15 protein-coding genes and 1 pseudogene are annotated in these 17,478 nt (G+C 68.0%); 6 read left to right on the top strand and 10 right to left on the bottom strand.

From position 1 onward, the window contains the following. Positions 1–26: 26 nt before the first annotated feature. The 3 genes from M1L58_RS13335 to M1L58_RS13325 form a co-directional block, all read right to left on the bottom strand. Positions 27–746 carry a sterol desaturase family protein gene (locus M1L58_RS13335; protein WP_248659242.1) on the bottom strand — a complete coding sequence of 240 codons (720 nt, stop codon included), beginning with the start codon at positions 744–746 and terminating at the stop codon, positions 27–29. After that, on the bottom strand, positions 746–1,489 hold the full coding sequence (locus tag M1L58_RS13330) for a FadR/GntR family transcriptional regulator (RefSeq protein ID WP_248659241.1): 744 nt from the start codon (positions 1,487–1,489) through the stop codon (positions 746–748). Before M1L58_RS13330 ends, M1L58_RS13335 begins: the two co-directional genes overlap by 1 nt. A 119-nt stretch (positions 1,490–1,608) precedes the next feature. Beyond that, the gene (locus tag M1L58_RS13325) at positions 1,609–3,069 is read right to left on the bottom strand and encodes a dihydrolipoyl dehydrogenase family protein (RefSeq protein ID WP_248659240.1); all 1,461 of its coding nucleotides are present in this window, start codon (positions 3,067–3,069) and stop codon (positions 1,609–1,611) included. A gap of 85 nt (positions 3,070–3,154) precedes the next feature. Here M1L58_RS13325 and M1L58_RS13320 point away from each other — a divergent pair, with 85 nt between their 5' ends. Further along, complete coding sequence (locus M1L58_RS13320) at positions 3,155–5,146, top strand: M13 family metallopeptidase (protein WP_248659239.1); 1,992 nt, start codon at positions 3,155–3,157, stop codon at positions 5,144–5,146. Then, a complete protein-coding gene (locus tag M1L58_RS13315; protein WP_248659238.1) occupies positions 5,143–5,718 on the top strand; it encodes an ion channel in 576 nt (191 codons plus the stop codon). Before M1L58_RS13320 ends, M1L58_RS13315 begins: the two co-directional genes overlap by 4 nt. 33 nt (positions 5,719–5,751) lie before the next feature. Here the strand turns inward: M1L58_RS13315 and M1L58_RS13310 are convergent, their stop codons facing one another. Beyond that, positions 5,752–6,879, bottom strand: coding sequence for an NDMA-dependent alcohol dehydrogenase (locus M1L58_RS13310; protein WP_248659237.1), 1,128 nt, complete (start codon positions 6,877–6,879; stop codon positions 5,752–5,754). A gap of 231 nt (positions 6,880–7,110) precedes the next feature. On the opposite strand from M1L58_RS13310, the gene M1L58_RS13305 reads away from it, so the two are divergent. After that, positions 7,111–9,240 carry an MMPL family transporter gene (locus tag M1L58_RS13305; RefSeq protein ID WP_248659236.1) on the top strand — a complete coding sequence of 710 codons (2,130 nt, stop codon included), beginning with the start codon at positions 7,111–7,113 and terminating at the stop codon, positions 9,238–9,240. A 102-nt stretch (positions 9,241–9,342) separates the two neighbouring features. Continuing rightward, the gene (locus M1L58_RS13300) at positions 9,343–10,299 is read left to right on the top strand and encodes a R2-like ligand-binding oxidase (protein WP_248659235.1); all 957 of its coding nucleotides are present in this window, start codon (positions 9,343–9,345) and stop codon (positions 10,297–10,299) included. A gap of 84 nt (positions 10,300–10,383) precedes the next feature. Here M1L58_RS13300 and M1L58_RS13295 read toward each other — a convergent pair whose 3' ends face one another. Genes M1L58_RS13295 through M1L58_RS13275 form a run of 5 tightly spaced genes read right to left on the bottom strand, consistent with a single transcriptional unit; the run spans position 10,384 to position 15,314 of the window. Next, positions 10,384–10,995 carry an ABC transporter ATP-binding protein gene (locus M1L58_RS13295; RefSeq protein ID WP_248659234.1) on the bottom strand — a complete coding sequence of 204 codons (612 nt, stop codon included), beginning with the start codon at positions 10,993–10,995 and terminating at the stop codon, positions 10,384–10,386. Further along, entirely contained in the window at positions 10,992–11,750 is a 759-nt protein-coding gene (locus tag M1L58_RS13290; RefSeq protein ID WP_248659233.1) for an ATP-binding cassette domain-containing protein, read from the bottom strand. The genes M1L58_RS13295 and M1L58_RS13290 overlap by 4 nt, the downstream gene beginning before the upstream one ends. Further along, positions 11,747–12,613, bottom strand: coding sequence for an ABC transporter permease (locus M1L58_RS13285; protein ID WP_374112716.1), 867 nt, complete (start codon positions 12,611–12,613; stop codon positions 11,747–11,749). The genes M1L58_RS13290 and M1L58_RS13285 overlap by 4 nt, the downstream gene beginning before the upstream one ends. Next, positions 12,610–13,686: an ABC transporter permease gene (locus tag M1L58_RS13280; protein ID WP_248659307.1), complete on the bottom strand. Its 1,077-nt coding sequence runs from the start codon at positions 13,684–13,686 to the stop codon at positions 12,610–12,612. The genes M1L58_RS13285 and M1L58_RS13280 overlap by 4 nt, the downstream gene beginning before the upstream one ends. Continuing rightward, complete coding sequence (locus M1L58_RS13275) at positions 13,683–15,314, bottom strand: ABC transporter substrate-binding protein (protein WP_248659232.1); 1,632 nt, start codon at positions 15,312–15,314, stop codon at positions 13,683–13,685. The genes M1L58_RS13280 and M1L58_RS13275 overlap by 4 nt, the downstream gene beginning before the upstream one ends. A gap of 93 nt (positions 15,315–15,407) precedes the next feature. On the opposite strand from M1L58_RS13275, the gene M1L58_RS13270 reads away from it, so the two are divergent. Next, on the top strand, positions 15,408–15,728 hold the full coding sequence (locus M1L58_RS13270; RefSeq protein ID WP_248659231.1) for an ArsR/SmtB family transcription factor: 321 nt from the start codon (positions 15,408–15,410) through the stop codon (positions 15,726–15,728). 32 nt (positions 15,729–15,760) lie between these two features. Next, positions 15,761–16,618, top strand: coding sequence for an alpha/beta fold hydrolase (locus M1L58_RS13265; RefSeq protein ID WP_248659230.1), 858 nt, complete (start codon positions 15,761–15,763; stop codon positions 16,616–16,618). Positions 16,619–17,112: 494 nt separating this feature from the next. Here M1L58_RS13265 and M1L58_RS13260 read toward each other — a convergent pair. Then, a pseudogene (locus tag M1L58_RS13260) lies at positions 17,113–17,478 on the bottom strand (hypothetical protein); the annotation flags it as partial.

The following is a 17,478-nucleotide window of genomic DNA, read 5'->3' as shown; positions in this document are numbered from 1 at the left end:
GGCGACCCGGAACGGACCGGTAGCGATCAGTGCGACGTCCGCGACAACGCGTGGAGATCCTTCGCGGTCGGCGACTTCTCGACGGTGTCGGGGTCGGGGTCGGTCCGCAGCAAACGGTCGACGGTTCCGGCCGTGGTGACCGCGAACCAGTAGTGCTCGTTGCGGTAGTGGTGGAACCGGTGGTTGCGCCAGAGCCGGCGGTAGAACGCATGCCGCGGCCGGTAGTCGGAGTGGATCAGGTAGTGCGTCCACTCGTAGACCAGCCCGATCGCCGGGAGCACGACCAGGAAGGTCAGCCCACGCTCGACGCTGGCGAAGACGAACAACCCGACGATGACGGCGGCGATCACGACCGCGATCAGCACCTGCCACGGGATGAAGATGAGCGGGATGTCGCGGGGGTCGCGATGATGCTCACGATGTTTGCGCGCGACCAGCGGGTCGATGGTGACCGGGCCCAGTCGCTTGGGGCGCCAGTGCAGGACGAACACGTGGATCAGCCACTCCACCAGCGGGAAGCTCGCGACCATGACCACCGGGACGAGCAGGTCGGCGAGACCCCAGCCGCCCAGCCACATCCTTGCCACCAGCGCGGTGGCGAGGAAGGCCGCCATGATCCACGGCGACGGATGTCGAATGAACTCGGCGGAGGCGTCGCGCAACGACATCGAGTGCCGCGACCGCATTCTCCGCTCCTCGGCCGCCACCTGTCGGCGTGCCCGGATGTCGATCTCGTCTGCGGACATCAGTGTCCCTCCCCCGGTGTGGTTTCTGCTTTTTCGAGCGCCTCGCACAGTGCGAGTAGTGCCGACGTCGCGGGTTCGAGCAGAGCGCGGGCCGCGACCTCGGCACGTTCGGGATCGTGTGCAGCGATGGTGTCGACGAGTGCGCGGTAGCCTTGGATGTTCCCGACCTCGGGCTCCAGCACCCCGGCGAGAGCGGGGACCGCGGGCTCATAGGCGGCGCGCAGCGAGTTGTACATGAGCCGGAAGGCGATCGAGTCGGCTGCGTCGATGACGGCGCTCCAGAACTCCAGCGCAGCGACCTGCTGACCGATGGGTTCGGGCTCCACGGCGAGACGGTCGAGTACCGATCGGATCGCGACCAGGTGATCGTCGGAGGCACGCTGCGCCGCGAGGCGAGCGACCTCCGGGCCGACGACGGCGCGCGCCTCGACGATCGACCGCGCGACACTCGGCACGAGCGCACCGCTGCGGATGAGCAGACGCGGCAGGAGGTCGAGGCCGCCCGTCCGGGCGATGTCCTGGACCCGCGCGCCGTCACCCTGCCGAATGGTGACGAGCCCCGACGCCGCGACCCGCTTGAGCGCCTCGCGGACCGTCGGCCGGGAGACCCCCAGCATTCGCGCCAGTTCCCGCTCGCTGGGGAGCGCCTCACCGGCGGCCAGATCGCCGGACAGCACACCTTCGACGATCTGGTCGAAGACGATCTCGGGCGCGCTCTGCTGGGTCACCGGTTGGAAGGGCATACCTGTGACCGTAACCACAGTCGGCCAGGTGGTCAAGTGGTCAGACCACTCACAGCCAATGTCGCGACCGGGATGCAGAAGCGCCGTCTCCGAGTAGTGGAGTCGCGGTTCTGCGCAGGTCAGCGCAGCTGATCGAGCAGCCGCAGCCACACCTCGCTGACCGTCGGATACGACGGGACCGCGTGCCACAACCGTGACAGCGGCACCTCGCCGACGATCGCGACCGTCGCCGAGTGCGCCAGTTCACCGGTCTGCGAGCCGACGAAGGTCGCACCGACGACAACGTCCCTCGCGGCGTCGACTACCAGCGATGCGTACCCCGAGTAGTCGGGCCCCAACAGGTACGACCCGGCCACCGAGATCGCGCCCTCGGCGACACGCACGTCGATGCCGGCCTCGGTCGCCTGCTGTCGGGTGAGCCCGACCGACGAGATCTCCGGTCGCGTGAACACCACCTGCGGCACCGCCGCATGGTCGGAACTCGCGACGTACCGCGGGCCGTCGAGCTCCCGACCCTCGGCCCGCGCGGCGATGACGTCGCCGGCGACCCGCGCCTGGTACTTGCCCATGTGGGTCAACGCGTTGCGGCCGTTCACATCCCCGACCGAGTAGAGCCAGGGATGGCCCGGCACCGTGAGGTGATCGTCGACCCGGAGCGGCCCCTTGGCCTCCAACCCCAGCGAGTCCAGTCCCAGATCGGTTGTCGCAGGCGCCCTTCCGGCAGCGACTAGGATCTCGTCGACGGTGAGCTCGCCGGCCCCGTCGCCGGTGAGCCGGACGACCGCCGGGCCGCCGTGGAGTCGTCCGTATCCGGTGGCCGCGGCGTCGGACCTCTCGACGGATTCGATCGTCGTCCCGAAGCGGATGTCGGCGCCGCGTTCCCGCAGCGCGTCGGCAACCCGTTCTCCGACAAAGGGTTCCATCTTCGGCAGCAGCCGGTCTCCTCGGATCGCCATCACGAGACTGCGCACCCCCAGGTCGAGCAGCCACGTCGCGGCCTCGCAGGCCACGACCCCACCACCGAGCACCACCACCCGTTCCGGGATGTCGAGGATGTTGGTCGCGTCGCGCGAGGTCCACGGCAGCGCCTCGCGCAATCCCGGGATCGGTGGGACGGATGCGGTACTCCCGGTGGCGACGACCACCGCCTCGCGGGCGGTCAGGAGCCGGTCACCGACCTGGACCTGTTTCTCCCCGACGATCCGCCCGTGGCCGCGGATCACCTCGATGCCGGCACCGTTGGCCCATCGCACCTGACCGGTGTCGTCGTGCGTGGTGCTGCTGTTGTCGAGACGGCCGGTGACGGTGTCGCGCCACTCGAGTACGCCGGAGGGTTCCGGGTTCGACGCCGACGCCCGTTCCCGGGACCCGCCCAGCGCCCGCGCCTCGCCGAGCGCGTTCCCAGGTCCGAGCAGCGCCTTGGACGGCATGCAGGCCCAGTAGGAACACTCCCCGCCCATCAGTTCGTGTTCGACGATCGCAGCGGTGCGATCGCTGCCCCGTATCGCATAGTCGGCGGCGTTCTCGCCGACCGGCCCGCCGCCGATCACGACGACGTCGTAGCTGGTTTCTTCCACCATGGATCCACCGTAGGGACCTCACCGGGACCTCGCGTGATTTCGCCGGTACCGAACGCTGCTGACGGATCGCCGATCCGGTGACAGGATGGAGCGCGTGACTGCTTCGAATACCGATCTAAAGTCCGGACTCGACCTCGAGTGGGTCGACGATTCCGTCCGCATCCAGGACGATCTGTTCGCCCACGTCAACGGCAAGTGGTTGGAGTCGCACGTCATCCCCGACGACCGTTCGGTCGACGGAGCGTTCCACGTGCTGCGCGACAACTCCGAGGAGAACGTCCGCGACATCATCACCGAGTGTGCGGAGTCGAGCCCCGCGAGCGGCTCCGACGCGCAGAAGATCGGCGACCTCTACGCCTCGTTCATGGACACCGACCACATCGAGGCGCTCGGCATCGGCCCGATCACCGGCGAGCTCGAGAAGATCGCCGCCATCGATTCGGTGGACGCACTCGCCCGGCGCATCGGGCGGCTCCAACGCCACGGCGCCGGCGGACTGTTCGGCTACTACGTCGACACCGACGCCAAGAAGTCCGACCGCTACCTGGTGCACGTCACCCAGTCCGGACTGGGCCTACCCGACGAGTCGTATTACCGCGAGGACAAGCACGCGGAGACCCGCACCGCCTACGTGGCACATGTGGAGCGGATGTTCGCCCTCGCCGGCTTCGACGACGCGGCCGCCCGCGCCGCCACCATCCTCGACCTCGAGACCGCCATCGCGGCCGAGCACTGGGACGTGGTGAAGCGCCGCGACGCCGAACTCACCTACAACCTGATGACGCTGGACGAGTTCTCTTCCGCCGCTGACGGTTTCCCGATCGGCGAGTGGCTGGGCGGACTGGGCACCACCGGCGACCCGACCTTCGCCGAGGTCGTCGTCGCGCAACCCTCCTTCGTGTCGGGGGCGTCGGCGCTGATCACCTCTCGTTCGCTCGACGAGTGGAAGACCTGGCTGACGTGGCGACTGCTCCGCTCCGCCGCGTCGTACCTGTCGTCGGACTTCGTCGACGAGAATTTCGACTTCTACGGCCGCACGCTGACCGGCGCGGAGACCATCCGCGACCGCTGGAAGCGCGGCGTCGGGTTCGTCGAGGGCGCGATGGGCTTCGCGGTCGGCAAACTCTATGTGGCCAAGCACTTCCCGCCAGAGGCGAAGGCGCGCATGGACGAGCTGATCGCCAACCTGGTGAAGGCCTACCGCCGCAACATCTCCGAACTCCCGTGGATGACCCCGGACACCCGGGAGAAGGCGCTCGCCAAGCTCGAGAAGTTCACCCCCAAGATCGGCTACCCGGCCAAGTGGCGCGACTACAGCGCGCTGAGCGTCGACCGTGGCGATCTCATCGGGAACGTCGCGCGCGCTTCGTCGTTCGAGCAGGACCGCGAGTTCGCCAAGATCGGCGGACCGGTGGACCACGACGAGTGGTTCATGACCCCACAGACGGTCAACGCCTACTACAACCCGGGCATGAACGAGATCGTCTTCCCGGCCGCCATCCTGCAGCCCCCGTTCTTCGACCCCGAGGCCGACGACGCGGTCAACTACGGCGGCATCGGCGCGGTCATCGGTCACGAGATCGGGCACGGCTTCGATGATCAGGGCGCGAAGTACGACGGCGACGGCAACCTCGTCGACTGGTGGACCGACACCGACCGCACCGAGTTCTCGTCCCGTACACGCAAGCTCATCGACCAGTACGGCGAGTTCACCCCGACGGGCCTCGACCCGGAGCACAAGGTCAACGGCGACTTCACCATCGGCGAGAACATCGGCGACCTCGGCGGACTCTCGATCGCACTCGTGGCGTACGAGATCGCGACGGAGGGCACCGAACCGCCGGTCATCGACGGGCTCACGGGGACCCAGCGCGTGTTCTTCAGCTGGGCGCAGATCTGGCGCACCAAGACCCGCGACGCCGAGGCGATCCGCCGTCTGTCCATCGACCCGCACTCGCCGCCAGAGTTCCGCTGCAACGGTGTCGTGCGGAACATGGACGCCTTCTACGAGGCCTTCGACGTGAAGCCCGGGGACGCACTGTATCTCGAGCAGGACCAGCGGGTCCGGATCTGGTGAACGACGCATCCGGTGCCGACGGCGGCGTGCCCGACGGCGCCCCGGCACCGGGGGCGCCGCCACCGGTGACCATCGCGAAGGGCCGCGACCTGACCGTGGCGCTGCTTCGACCCATCGGTGCCGCGGTCGTGTTGCTGATCGGCTACTTCCTGCTGCCGATCAACAAGGCGAGCGATCTCAACATTCTCGGAATGACGGTGGGCGCCGGGCTTCTGACCGCGTTCTGCCTGTGGGAGGTGCACAGGTTCGCCCGCTCCGTACACCCGGTCGCGACCGCGATGGAGATGCTCGTGGCCCTGGCGACGTTCTACGTCACCGCCTTCGCCGCCACCTACTTCCTTTTCTCCGAATACGATCCGGGGAGCTTCAACGCGCAACTCACCCGCGTCGACGCGCTGTACTTCTGTCTGACAGTGTTCACGACAACGGGTTTCGGTGACATCGCAGCGGATTCGCAGGGGGCACGGATCGCGGTGTCGATCCAGATGGCCAGCACGCTGATACTCCTCGGGCTCGGTCTCCGTTTCCTCAACCTGTTGATCAATCAGAAACGCCAGGCCACCGCAGGGTGACCTGGCGTCGCTGATCAGCGCGTCGGAGAACGATCAGTAATCGTCTTCCCCGTAGACGATCATGCCGCGAATGTTGTTGCCCGCCAGCATGTCGTCGTAGGCCTCGTTGATCTGGTCGAGCCGGTAGGTGTTGGTCACCAGATCTTCGAGGTTGAGCTTGCCCGCGCGGTATTCGTTGAGCAGGGCCGGGACCTGGGTCCGTGGGCTCGCACCACCGAAGATCGCACCCTGGACCCGCTTCTGCAGGAGGGTGAGCTCGAAGAGGTTCATCTGGGCGTCCATCGACTGGAAGTTGCCCATGCCCACCACGACGACCTGGCCGCCCTTGCCGGTGAGGGCCAGAGCGGGGGCGATCATCGAGCCGTCGATCTCGCCGACGGTGAGGATGGTGGTGTTGGCCATCCGGCCCCAGGTGATGTCCCCGATGGCTTCGAGCGCGTCCTCCATGGAGGCGAAGGTGTGTGTCGCACCCAGCTTTTCGGCCATCTGCAGCTTGAAGGGCACCGGGTCGACGGCGATGACGTTGCGTGCACCGGCTGCCGCGGCTCCCTGGACCGAGTTGATACCGACACCGCCGATGCCGACCACCACCACCGTGTCGCCGGCATGCGTGCCGCCGATCTCGACCGCCGAACCCCAACCGGTGGCCACACCGCATCCGAGTAGGGCTGCGGCCTGCAGTGGGATGTCGTCCTCGATCTTCACCAGCGACGCCTGGTTGACCGTGATGTAGGGCGCGAACGTGCCGAGCATGCACATCTGCACGAGCGGCAGTCCGTCATGGGTGTGTGCCCGGTTGGTGTCGTCGGAGATGGACAAGCCGGTCAGCAGGCGCGCGCCCTCGTCGCAGATGTTCTGCTGACCGCGCGAACACGGCTCACAGGTTCCGCATGCCGGGATGAACGCGGTGACGACATGGTCACCCTCCTTGAGGCGGGTGACACCCGGGCCGACCTTGGTCACGACGCCGGCACCCTCGTGTCCGCCCAGCACCGGCATCGGCGCCGGGCTGTCACCGGTGCGGAGGTGATGATCGCTGTGGCAGAGACCCGAGCTGACGAGCTTCACCTGGACTTCGCCTGCCACCGGGTCGCCGAGCTCGAATTCCTCGATCTGCCACTTCTCGCCCGGATTCCGGAGAACTGCACCCTTGGTCTTCACATGTACTCCTCGCTCGCGCTGCCCCGAGACAGGGCCATCAGATATCGCCGTCTGCTTATGCGACGTAGGTCACATGTTGGTCCACATGTCCGATTGCCGCAGCCATTTGACGTGATCCGTGCCATGCGCCTGCGCGGCGATCCGGCGCGCGCTCGGCGCCGAATCGGCTGCATGCGACCGCCCTCGAGCCCTTCCTCCGCGCGCACGGAGGACTCATGGAACGATGACCCAATGCCGGACAAGACCGTTTCGAGTCCCCGTCCCACCCGCAGGCTCCGCTGGCTGATCCCCGCTCTTCTCCTTCTGGGCTGGTTGATTGTCGGCGGCATCACGGGTCCGTTCGCCGGCAAGCTGGCGAGCGTCGCGAGCAACGACAACAGCTCGTTCCTCCCCGCCTCGGCCGAGTCGACGCAGGTCCAGAATCTGCTGGCCGACTTCCAGGACACCGACGAGATCCCCGCCATCGTCATCGCCGAACGCTCGAACGGGATCACCCCCGGCGATCTCGACTTCCTGCGCACCACCACCTCCGACCTGGCCGGTACACCCGGTTTCGGCCCGGCGGTGTCCCCGCCCATCCCGTCGCAGGACGGCCAGGCCGCCCAGGTCTTCGTCCCGATCCAGAGCAACGACGAGCCCGCGGACACGGTCGAGCTCCTGCGCGACAAGCTGGCGAACGCACCGGACGGTCTGACGGTCGCGGTCACCGGTCCTGCGGGCCAGGTTGCCGACCTCGGCGAGGCTTTCGCCGGCATCGACGGTCTGCTGCTGTTGGTCGCGGGAGCCGTCGTGATCCTGATCCTGATCGTCGTCTACCGCAGCCCGATCCTGCCGTTCGTGGTGGTCATCTCCGCGGTCTTTGCCCTCGGACTCGCATCCGGACTCGTCTACTTCCTGACCAAGCAGGGCGTGCTCGACCTCAACGGCCAGAGCCAGGGCATCCTGTTCATCCTCGTCTTCGGCGCCGCGACGGACTACGCGCTGCTGCTCGTGTCCCGCTATCGCGAGGAACTGATGGCCACCGAGGACAAGTACGCCGCACTCAAGCAGGCATGGCGCGCGACGATCGAGCCGGTCTCCGCGTCGGCGGGCACCGTCATCGCCGGTGTCCTGTGTCTGCTGCTGTCGGATCTGAACTCCAACAAAAGCCTGGGACCGGTCGCCGCGATCGGCATCGTCGCGTCGTTCCTGGCGTCGATGACGTTCCTGCCCGCCGCGCTCGCTCTGCTCGGCCGCACCGCGTTCTGGCCGCTGCGCCCCAAGTACGCGCCGGAGACCTCGGCCGACAGCGGCGCCACCCACCGCCTGTGGAAGCGCATCGCCGACACGGTCGCATCCAAGCCGCGCGCCATCTGGGCGGGCACGCTGATCATGCTGCTCATCGGTGCCGCGTTCGCCCCGACCTTCAAGGCCGACGGCATCGCCTCGACGGACTTCTTCATGGGCACCGTCGAGTCCGTGGAGGGCGCCGAGATCCAGGCCGAGCACTTCGACGCCGGTAGTGGCACACCCACCTACGTCATCGCCGATCAGGCGGCCGGACCTGCCGTCCTCGACGTGGTTCGCGGGACCGACGGCGTCGCCAACGCCTCGTTCATCACCGAGGGCGACGCCCCGAAGGTGGTCGACGGCAAGGTCGCGATCACCGCGACGCTGACCGACAACGCGGAGTCGCTCGCCGCGCAGGACACGGTCTCCGACATCCGCTCGGCGGTCGACTCGGTACCGAATGCCGACGCCCTGGTCGGCGGCACCACGGCCATCGATCTCGACACCCGTGAGGCGTCGATCCACGACCGCAACCTGATCATCCCGATCGTGCTGATCGTGGTGTTCCTCGTGCTGGTGGCGCTGCTCCGCAGCGTCCTGGCGCCGGCGATCCTGCTGGCGACCACGGTGTTGTCGTTCGCGACGACGCTGGGCGTCGCGGCGCTGCTGTTCAACGGTCCGTTCGGCTTCCCCGGCGCCGACCCGGTGGTCCCGCTGTTCGCCTTCGTGTTCCTCGTGGCGCTCGGCATCGACTACAACATCTTCCTGATGACCCGCGTGCGCGAGGAAGCGCTCCGGCACGGGACCCGCATCGGCATGATCCGCGGCCTCACCGCGACCGGCGGAGTCATCACCTCGGCCGGTGTCGTGCTGGCGGCGACCTTCGCCGCGCTCGCCGTGATCCCGCTGCTGTTCCTTGCTCAGGTGGCGTTCCTGGTGGCGTTCGGCGTCCTCATCGACACGCTCATCGTGCGCACCCTCCTGGTGCCCGCGCTGACCCTCGACATCGGTCACAAGATCTGGTGGCCGAGTGCACTGGCCAAGACCGAGGACGAGGACACGACGTCGGAGCCCGTTCTCGACAAGGCGTAACATTAGCCACGGCAAGCGAATTCACTGAACCCGACACTGTTCGCAAGGGAAAGCGTTAGCGTCAGGTATTCATATTCTCTTCGGCAGTTGGCTGGTGATCTCATGACCCTTATCGAGCACAAGGAAGAGGGCCGCCAGGACTTCTCGTCATTGCGACAAGGAGGTCTCAACTGGGACTCATTTCCGTTGCGTCTCTTCATCAAAGGGAACTCGCGGTTCTGGGACCCCGTAGCGATCGACTTCTCGCGGGACGCGCAGGACTGGGCCGAGCTCACCGACGAGCAGCGCCGTAGCGCAACGTATCTCGTGAGTCAGTTCATCGCTGGCGAGGAAGCGGTCACCGAGGACATTCAGCCCTTCATGAAGGCGATGGCCGCCGAGGGGCGCTTCGGCGACGTGATGTACCTGACCCAGTTCTGCTTCGAAGAGGCCAAGCACACCCAGGTCTTCCGGATGTGGATGGACTCGGTCGGGCTACGCAGCGACCTCCAGGCGTTCGTCGCGGAGAACCCCTTCTATCGCCGGCTGTTCTACGAGGAGCTGCCGGAGTCGCTGCACGCCCTCGAGCACGACGCGTCGCCACGCAACCAGATTCGCGCCAGCGTCACCTACAACCACGTCATCGAGGGCAGCCTGGCGCTGACGGGGTACCACGCCTGGCAGAAGGTCTGCACGCGCTACGACATCTTCCCCGGCATGCAGAAGTTGATCCGCTTCATCAGCGACGACGAGCGTCGCCACATGGCGTGGGGCACCTTCACCTGCCGCCGGCACGTCGCCGCCGACGACTCGCTGTGGGCCACCGTCGGTGAACGCATGGACGAGCTCCTCCCGCTGGCGCTCGGCATGATCGACTGGGTCAACCAGCAGTTCGACGAGCAACCCTTCGGCCTCGACAACGACGAGTTCCTCACCTACGCCGCCGACCGCGCCCAACGCCGACTCTCCGCCATCGAATCCGCCCGCGGACGCTCGGTCGCCGACATCGACGTCGACTACTCCCCCGAGGTCCTCGAAGACGCCATGGGCGAGGACGACGCGGTGCGATTGCAGATGTGAGACCTTTCCGCTGGTTGAGTAGGCGACGTCTCCCGCTGGTTGAGTAGGCGAGGAGCCTGCGACGAGCCGTATCGAAACCAGCCGTCACCTCGCGTCGAGATCCACCACCCGGTCGCACCGCGCCTCGATGATCCGCCGTTGATGGCTGACCAGCACCATCCCGGCGCCGTCGTCGACCAGCTCTTGGAGCAGCCCGATCACGGCCCGCGCCGAGATGGGGTCGAGCATGGCGGTCGGTTCGTCGCACAGCACGAACTTCGGAGCTTGGACCAGTAGCCGTCCGACGCACGCACGTTGGAGCTGACCGTCGGAGACCTGCGACGGGAACCGGTCGAGGAGTGCAGGGTCGAGGCCGACGCGTGCGGCGATCGCCTCGGTGTCGCAGTCCCGTCGCCCGATCGCGGCGGGTTCCGCCACGATCCGCCGCAGGGTCCAGCGCGGGTTCGCTACGACGCGGGGATGCTGCGCGAGCAGTCCGATGGTCCCCGGCCGTGGTTCCAGACCGCGCTGCTCGACGGTGCCGGCCGCGGGTTCGGTGAGCCCCGCGAGGATGCGAAGCAACGTCGTCTTACCGCTCCCCGAGCGTCCGACGGCCCCGGTGATCGATCCCGCGTCAACGGCGACTTCGAGATCGGTGAACACCTCACGGTCGCCGAAACGTGCGGTCAGGCCGCTGCCGACGAGTGTCGTAGTCATGCGACCGGCTCGAAGAAGGCGGCGACGTACTCGTCGTCGGACGACGCGAGGTCGGCGGCAGTGCGCTGCTCGACGATCCGGCCGGCACGCATGACCGCCACGGAATCGCACCCACCCGTTCGTAACGCGTCCATGTCGTGGGTGATCACCAGGACGGCGGCGCCGCGTCGGGCCGTGTCTGCGAGGAGTGCCCAGATCGCAGCGGCGAGGTCGGGATCGAGGGCGGACGTCGGTTCGTCGGCCACCAGGATGTCCGGATCACCGGCCAGGGCTGCGGCGATCGCGGCGCGTTGCGCCATGCCCCCGGACAGTTCGTGTGGGTAGAGATCCAGCGCGTCGGGATCGAGATGCACCGCTCGGCACAGCTCGACGGCGTCGCGTGGGCCGTCGAGGCCGGCGATCACCTCGTCGAGCTGCGGACCGAGCGTGCGCACCGGCGTGAACGAGGTCGCCGCCGACTGCGGCACCAGCCCGACCCGGCGTCCACGCAACGCCCGCCAGCGTGGGTCGCGCCCGCTGATCTCGTCGTCGAGGAAAGCATCGTCGCCCAGGGACAGCCGCCCGGCCACACTCGACCCGGGCGGCAGCAGCCCGCAGAGCGCGGCCGCGACCATCGACTTCCCGCACCCGGATTCGCCGACCAGGGCGGTCATCGAGCCGGTCGGCAGATCGATCGTCACGTCGTCGAGGACCCGGACCCGTTCGCGGCTTCGGGCGGTCACGTCGACGGTCACGCCCTCGAGCCGAGCACTCACCGCCACACCTCCCCGGTCGGCGGAAGAGTGGCGCGCCGTAGCGAGGCGGCGGCCCAGGAGAACGCGAGCGCGGTGACCATCAGCGCCACACCGGGAACCACCAGCGTCCACCAGGCGCCGGTGAGGACGTCGCCGCGAGCTTGCCCGACGAGGGTGCCGAGGCTCGCCGCATCGGGCGAGAGACCAACCCCCAGAAAAGACAGCGCCGTCTCGTGCCACACCGCATGCGGGAGAAGGACTGTCATGGCGACCAGCATCTGACCGGACACCGCGGGCAGGAGGTGGCAGGCCGCGACGAAGGTCCGCGATGCACCGGCCAGGCGCGCGGTCTCCACCCACCCGGCCGAGGTCGCCTCGAGCAGTTCGGCGCGCACCACCCGCGCCACGGCTGGCCAATGTGTCAGCGCGATCGACGCGATGATCGCTACCGGTTCACCGCGCCACATCGCCGCGATCACAACCCCCACGACCAGGTGAGGCAGTGCGTTCACGCCGTCGACGACGCGCATGACGATGGCGTCGACCCACCCGCCGGCGGTGACCGACGCGATCCCGATGAGCACACCGAGGACGGTGGCCAGGACCGCGCAGGCGGCGGCGATGAGCAACGAGATGCGCAGCGCCTCCGCAGTGCGGACCCCGAGGTCGTAGCCGGAATGATCGGTACCGAGCAGTGCGCCGCCACCGGGGGCGTGCAAGGCCTGTGCGAAGTCGGCGGTCTGATCGCCGGCGACGAGAGGCCAGCCCACGGCGAGGAGCGCGATCACGCCGAGCACGATCCACGGCGCGACGAGAGTGAAGCGCTCGCGAACCGTGGCCCAACGACTCACCTCGGAAGTCATCGGCTGGTGGACCGCGGTCATGCGCGTAACCCGATCCGCGGATCGATCCAGACGGCGGTCGCATCCGACAGCGCCGACCCGATGAGGACGAGCACCGCGGACCCGACGGCCAGTGGCGCGAGAAGCGAGAAGTCCAGTGCTACCGCGGAATCGACGAGCGCCTCGGCGAGTCCCGGCCAACCGTAGACGGTTTCGACGATGGCGGCGCCGGCGATGAGCTCCGGCAGCCGTGTTCCGAGAAGCGCAAGGGTCGGCAGCACCGACACCGGCACGATGTGACCGCGCAGCAACGGCCACCCACCCACGCCGCGGGCACGTGCACCCCGCACCGCGTCGGACACCGCAGCGTCGACGACCGCCGATCGCATCGTCAGCAGCAACCACGGAATCATCGAGATGGTCAACGCCAGGTAGGGCAGCACCGCGTGCGTGAGCAGCCCGTCGAGCGAATAGTCGTCACCCGGGCGCCGTGCGCCCGAGGTCGGGAACCAACCCAGCCCCACCGCGAAAGCGCTGACCAGCAGAAGAGACACGACGAACGGCGGTGTCGCGGCGAGCATGGCAGCCAGAGATGTGCAGGCACGGTCGAGCAGGCCGCCGCGCCGCATGCCGACCACCGCACCGAGGACGATGGCGATCACCGCCGCAGACAGCAACGCCGCCAACGACATTCCGACGGTGAACGGGAGCCGTTGACCGATCACCTCGGCGACCGGCTGGCGCATGGTCGACGACCACCCCAGGTCTCCCCGGAACACCGCGCCCCACCATTTCCACCAGGCCGTGAACCAGTGGTCGTCGAGCCCGTATGCCTGCGTCACGGCGTCCCGTTGCGCCTGCGTCGCCGACTGGTACCTGTCCCCGAGGTGCGCCGTCAGCGGGTCGAACGGCGAGGCCGCGGCGACCGCGAACACCCCCAGCGACACGAGGAGCACGGTCGGGATCATCACCAGGAACCGACGACCGAGAAGTTGGATGGCGATCCGAGAACGACCCGGGCGATGTGCGTGTTTGCCTGTGCCGACCGGACTTTCCGAACCGGGACGCGGGATCGCCGCGAGCCGCTCGGCGTCCGACCGGATCTGCGTGGTCACGACGCCGGCGCCCAGGATGGCAGGTTCCACCACGGCCCCCAGGTCACGCCGTGCGAGTGGGGTTCGAGGATCGGGGCATCATGGTTCCACCCCGTGCTGCGGGCCACGTAGGTGTGGTGGACGAAGGCGAGGAACACCTGCGACGGCTGGCGTGCGTATATCTGCTGGATACGTCGGTACCGTTCGTCGTTCTCCGGTCCTGTCGCCGATTCCCTTGCAGCGTCGAGCATTTCGTCGAGCCCGGGGGCGGTGAAGTTGCCCGGGTTGGAGTAGGGCGACGAATCCGGCACGCGGGTGTGCAGGGCGTCGTACACCTGGGAATCGATGCTGTAGGGGGTCGCACCTCCGCCGAGAAGCGCACCGGCCGTGTCCATCTTGGTGTCGATCTCGTCCCAGCTGGTGCCGCGTGTGAGCACCTCGACGCCGATCTTCTTCATCGACGCGGCGAAGGCGACCGCCAGGTCGCGGCGCAGGGTGTCCTCGGCGTTGTACAGCAGCGGGAACGACGCGCGAACCCCGTTCCGGGCGCGTATGCCGTCGGAACCGGTGCGCCAGCCCGCGTCGTCGAGGATCGACTCAGCCCGCGAACGGTCGTGCGCGAACTGGGCGTCGGCGTCGAAGGCGTCGCCGTAGACCTTTGCGATCGGGGTGCTCGCCGGCTCGCCTTTACCCAGCAGCACGTCGTCCACCAGCGCGTCCCGGTCGACGCCGATGTTCATCGCCAGGCGCGCAGCGGGGTCGGCGGTGAAGGCGTTGCGGGCCGGCAGCGACACTCCCCGCCAGTCGGCCGATGCCACCTCGGCGACGTCGACTCCCGCACGGTCGACGAACCCATCGGCAAGCCGCGGCGGGAGGCCCGCCCCGTCGACCTCGCCGGTTTGCACGAGCTGCGCACGAGAGTTGTCGTCGGGGACATGCGTGTAGACGATCTTGCGCACCGCGGGCGACTCCGGACGGTCGTCACGCGCGACGAGGACCTCCTGGTCGGGGTCGAGGGATTCGAGGCGATAGGGGCCGGTTCCCACGGGTTCGGTGTTCAGTGCCCATCTCGCAGCGGGGGCGGCCTCCACCTTCTCCGACGGGACGATGCCGAGAAGGAGGTACGGCGAGGGGTCGGCGTCGGTGTTCATGGTCAGCCTAATCGCCTGCGGCCCATCGGCTTCGATGGATACGATCGGCGCGAAGTCGGTGGAGATACCCGACGCCACCTTCGGGTCGACCGCGGCGCGGTAGGTCGCGACCACGTCGGCGGCATCGAAGGCGGTGCCGTCGGAGAAGGTGACGCCGTCCTTCAGCGGTACCCGCCAGGTCCGCGGCGCGATGCGTTCAGGCGCCGACGCGGCCAGCGCGGGCACGAGGTCGGGGACGCGATCGTCGCCGTCGGCTGCGGGAACCAACAGTCCGTCGTAGATCGGCGACACACCCAACTGCCCGTAACCGAGCATCGGGTTGAACTGGCCGAGGTCCTGGCTCTCGGCGAGCACGATCTGATCCGACGTCGCGGCATCCTGCTCTCCGGCGCATCCGCCGAGGGCCACTCCGGCGAGCACCATCGCCGCGACCACGACGATCACCGGCCGTCCGCGGCGTCCGAGGGGCCGGTGGGCTATACGTGTCGTCACAGACATATGTTCTCCCAGACATACATCGGTCGCCACTCGACCCCGGCATTCATGCCCGGTGGTGTAATTCGGGGGGCGGGACGAGCAGAGGAGGCACGGATGGCCGATTTCGACGCGGACTCATGGGCCGCGCGCTTCACGCTGCTCAGCGACCCGACGCGCCTGCGTCTCGTCGCCGAGATGCACGCACATCCGGGCTCGACGGTCGCCGAGCTCGCCGCCGCGATCGGCATCACCGAGAACGCCGCCTCGCAGTCGATCCGGGCACTCCGCGACCAGGGGTGGGTGCGGTCGGAGAAGGTCGGCCGGAGGGTCCACTACGAGGTCGTCGGCGATGCGATCGTGCATCGCATCCTCCACGACATCATCGGAGTCGGGCACATCTCCGCAGGTCACGGGCACGATCACGCACACCCGTGACAACGTATTAGAACACGTTCTAGTCTAGTCGCGTGGATGTCTCCTACGATGCGACCAAACGGGAACTGACGACCGACCAGGGCACCCTGCGCTACCACGAGGCCGGTGACGCCGATGCGCCACCGCTGATCCTCCTGCACGGGTCCGGCCCCGGTGTCACCGGTTGGCGCAACTATCGCGGCAACCTCGGCAACTTCGCGCAGACCCATCACTGCTACGTGATCGAGTTCCCCGGCTTCGGCGTCAGCGACGCGGTCGAAGGTCACCCGGTCCTCACCGCCGGCGGCTCGGTCATCCGGTTCATGGATGCGCTCGGCATCGACAAGGCCCCGATGATCGGCAACTCGATGGGCGGCGTCGTCGGCGTCAACCTGGCGATCAAGAAGCCCGACCGTGTCGAGAAGCTCGTGACCATCGGCGGCGTCGGCCCGAACGTCTTCAGCCCCAGCCCCAGCGAGGGCCTGCGTCTCCTGCAGGAGTTCACCGACGCCCCCGACAAGGACAAGCTCGTCCGCTGGCTGAACTCCATGGTCTTCGACCGTTCCCTCGTCACCGAGGAGCTCATCGAGGAGCGCTGGGAAGCCGCGATCAACCCGGACGCCCAGAAGACCGCCCAGATGATGTACGGCTCAGCGGCTTTCGAGATGCAGCAGCAGTTCATGGCCGCCTCCGACACTCCTCCCTATTGGGCGTCGATGCACAAGGTCGCCTGCCCGACGCTCCTCACCTGGGGCCGCGACGACCGCGTCAGCCCGCCCGACATGGCGATGGTCCCCATGCGCCTCATCCCCGACGCCGAGCTGCATATCTTTCCGAAATGCGGCCACTGGGTGATGATCGAGGCCAAGGAAGCGTTCGAGGCGACGGTCACCTCCTTCCTGACCCGCTGACCGCCCGGTCCCGCTGCGCCTTTTCCTTCCACCCCATACGTTTCCTGCTGATAGAACTCGATGAGCCGGAAGGAAGCGGTTCCGCGGGAACGGCTTTGCCGCACGCCGTCGAACCATCCCACCGGGTCACACGGTGCTGACCTACCGGGGTACCGAGGTCCAGTGCCCGGAAACCGGCCGTCACCGGGTTCCCAACCCCGAGTCGACCGTGACCGTCGACCTGCGCGACCGACTCATTCCCGTTCCGCCGCAATAGACCTCACCTTGGACTACATTGCGATCCGCGTCGCGGCGGCCGAAGTCGCCGCGGCCGTCGGTGTCGAGTTGCTCGATGCCGTCATCCGCGTGCGGGCGATCCGTAGGGGGTGGGGGTGACAAACGGGGAGGGTCGAGGTGGGCCGGGTGCGGCCCGGGTCCACCGGGCGGGTGATCGTGCCGCGTGTTCGATTCCGGTGGCGGCGCGTAGCTGTTCGGGTCGTAGCCGTTGGCGGTGTTCATGTCGCAGCGGACCGTGCCGTAGCCCTCGGGGAGGCCGTTCCGTAGCCCTGGCCGTCGGTGTACTGGTGGGCGATCATCTGTGCGGCCAGGTCGCGGGTGTCGGCGGTGAACCTCGGCCGTGAGCCGTAGGAGGGGACGACGAACCCGATCGGGGGGCGGGTGGGCCAGAAATGGGCGTCATGGGGGTTGAGGTAGCCGATCACGCGCCGCGGCTTGCCGTGGACTTGGGGGCCGCGCCAGTCGCTGAGGCCCCAGACAAGCCGGTTGATCGGGTCGCTGTTGTCGCCGGTGATCTGTCCCGCCCCACGATTCGACGTCGACCATGGACACGACGTCGGGGCGGTTCTCGCCTTGCATCTGTC

The organism is Gordonia sp. C13 (genome assembly GCF_023218005.1).
Taxonomy (GTDB): Bacteria; Actinomycetota; Actinomycetes; order Mycobacteriales; family Mycobacteriaceae; genus Gordonia; species Gordonia namibiensis.
Note: the sequence above shows the minus strand (reverse complement) of the source record. Positions and strands in the feature narration are given on the sequence as shown.

Bases quoted from the DNA above. Each gene is read 5' to 3' on its own strand.
- M1L58_RS13325 (WP_248659240.1), bottom strand. From the start codon at position 3,069: ATGGTGGAAGAAACCAGCTACGACGTCGTCGTGATCGGCGGCGGGCCG.
- M1L58_RS13270 (WP_248659231.1), top strand. From the start codon at position 15,408: ATGGCCGATTTCGACGCGGACTCATGGGCCGCGCGCTTCACGCTGCTC.
- M1L58_RS13275 (WP_248659232.1), bottom strand. From the start codon at position 15,314: ATGTCTGTGACGACACGTATAGCCCACCGGCCCCTCGGACGCCGCGGA.
- M1L58_RS13335 (WP_248659242.1), bottom strand. From the start codon at position 746: ATGTCCGCAGACGAGATCGACATCCGGGCACGCCGACAGGTGGCGGCC.
- M1L58_RS13295 (WP_248659234.1), bottom strand. From the start codon at position 10,995: ATGACTACGACACTCGTCGGCAGCGGCCTGACCGCACGTTTCGGCGAC.
- M1L58_RS13285 (WP_374112716.1), bottom strand. From the start codon at position 12,613: ATGACCGCGGTCCACCAGCCGATGACTTCCGAGGTGAGTCGTTGGGCC.
- M1L58_RS13320 (WP_248659239.1), top strand. From the start codon at position 3,155: ATGGAGCGCGTGACTGCTTCGAATACCGATCTAAAGTCCGGACTCGAC.
- M1L58_RS13305 (WP_248659236.1), top strand. From the start codon at position 7,111: ATGCCGGACAAGACCGTTTCGAGTCCCCGTCCCACCCGCAGGCTCCGC.
- M1L58_RS13330 (WP_248659241.1), bottom strand. From the start codon at position 1,489: ATGCCCTTCCAACCGGTGACCCAGCAGAGCGCGCCCGAGATCGTCTTC.
- M1L58_RS13300 (WP_248659235.1), top strand. From the start codon at position 9,343: ATGACCCTTATCGAGCACAAGGAAGAGGGCCGCCAGGACTTCTCGTCA.